General features: G+C 57.2%; 2 protein-coding genes. Both read right to left on the bottom strand.

All coding sequences use genetic code 11. The annotated features are described in order from the left end of the window. On the bottom strand, positions 1-638 hold a 638-nt coding region (locus D6877_RS27025; RefSeq protein ID WP_024014725.1), incomplete at its 3' end, for a peroxiredoxin. 292 nt (positions 639-930) lie between these two features. Next, positions 931-1,283: OprD family outer membrane porin (locus tag D6877_RS27020; protein WP_130912670.1), on the bottom strand; the 353-nt coding region annotated here is incomplete at its 5' end.

Genomic DNA, 1,283 nt, shown 5'->3' with positions numbered 1-1,283 from the left:
TATTTGTTCGGCTGCGGCGTCAGGCGCAGGTACGGCTTCACCGCGCGATAGCCTTTCGGGAAGCGCTGCTTGATCTCGTCCTCATCCTTGAGCGACGGCACGATCACCACCTCTTCACCGTCCTGCCAGTTGGCCGGGGTGGCCACCTTGTAATTGTCGGTGAGCTGCAGCGAGTCGATCACCCGCAGGATCTCGTGGAAATTGCGCCCGGTGCTCGCCGGGTAGGTAATGGTCAGGCGGATCTTCTTGTTCGGATCGATGACGAACAGTGAACGTACGGTCAGGGTGTCATTGGCATTCGGGTGGATCAGGTCGTAGAGATCGGAGACCTTGCGATCGGCATCGGCCAGGATCGGGAAATTGACGATAGTGTTCTGGGTTTCGTTGATGTCCTCGATCCACTTGTGGTGCGAGTCCACCGGGTCGACCGACAGCGCGATGGCCTTGACGCCACGCTGGCTGAATTCATCCTTGAGCTTGGCGGTGAAGCCCAGCTCGGTGGTGCACACCGGAGTGAAGTCCGCCGGATGGGAAAACAGCACGCCCCAGCTATCGCCCAGCCATTCGTGGAAACGAATCTTGCCGGCGCTGGAGTCCTGTTCGAAATCGGGGGCGATGTCGCCGAGTCTGAGGCTCATGGTGCTGCTCCTGATGAGGGATGGGAGACAACAACTGTAGCTCGGGATCAATCAGTGTTAAAAAGAATAAATAACTAGATATCTAGATCATTAGTGAATATTAAACATCTGTTCATTGGACACCAGACGGCATCGCGACGAACATCCAACACAAGGTTCGAGAAGGCCTTGAGTTGCAGCAAAGAGGGAAATCGAGAAAGGCTTACGGGGGTGAGCCTGACTCGAAACGCAAAAGCCCCGCCCGGCGCGATGCCGGACGGGGCTTTTTTTTGCTTCAGTTGCTCGAGCGCTATTACAACAGCGGGATCGAGTAGCTGAGGATCAGGCGGTTTTCGTCCTGGTCGCGTTGACCAGCGATGTCGGTGCGCCAGGTAGCGTTTTTCCACATCACGCCCACGTTCTTCAACGGGCCTTCCGGAACAACGTACGCCACGGTCAGATCGCGTTCCCACTCGGAAGCGCCATTGGAGGTTTGCACACGGCTCGCGTAGGTATCGACGTTGTCGCCACGCAGGTAAACCATGCCTGCGGTCAGGCCAGGCACGCCAACCTTGGCGAAGTCATAGGAGTAACGTGCTTGCCAGGTGCGCTCGCCGGCACGGTTGAACTTCTGGATCTGCATGTCGGTGATGGTGTAGTTCGACG

Origin of the sequence: Pseudomonas sp. Sample_9 (assembly GCF_004307535.1) — a bacterium.
Lineage (GTDB): Bacteria > Pseudomonadota > Gammaproteobacteria > Pseudomonadales > Pseudomonadaceae > Aquipseudomonas > Aquipseudomonas mercuritolerans.
The sequence above is the reverse complement of the archived record's forward strand: the minus strand, read 5'-3'. Positions and strand labels throughout refer to the sequence as shown.